1 protein-coding gene is annotated in these 397 nt (G+C 58.4%); it reads left to right on the forward strand.

Annotated elements, in window-relative coordinates; all coding sequences use genetic code 11:
- Positions 1-28: 28 nt before the first annotated feature.
- Positions 29-397 (forward strand): hypothetical protein (locus KMS84_RS44040; protein WP_256921404.1); only part of this gene is annotated, 369 nt, incomplete at its 3' end.

Raw genomic sequence — 397 nt, forward strand, 5'->3', positions numbered from 1 at the left:
GCCGTTCACCGTCGCAGAGTATAAGAATATGGCCGGACGGGCGGGACGGCTTGGATTCAATGAGACCGGAAAGGCCATCATCCTCGCCGATACGCCTATAGAACGTGCACAGTTGTTCCAAAGGTATGTGCTTGGCGTTCCGGAAGACGTGAACTCATCCTTCCAGCATCGCGACCTGCCCACTTGGACATTGCGCTTACTTAGCCAGGTTCGTGGCGTGCGTTCCGCCGAAATCCCTGGTCTGCTGGTCAATACGTTCGGCGGCTACTCGGCATCGCGGGCAAACCCGCAATGGATCCCGATGGTGGAACAGGAGGTTGCTAGGCTTGTCGAGCGCCTATTACAGGCTGGGCTAGCCGAGCGTGAGGGCGAGTTACTCCACCTGACTCTGCTCGGG

The sequence above is a fragment of the Streptomyces hilarionis genome (assembly GCF_024539675.1).
Lineage (GTDB): Bacteria > Actinomycetota > Actinomycetes > Streptomycetales > Streptomycetaceae > Streptomyces > Streptomyces hilarionis.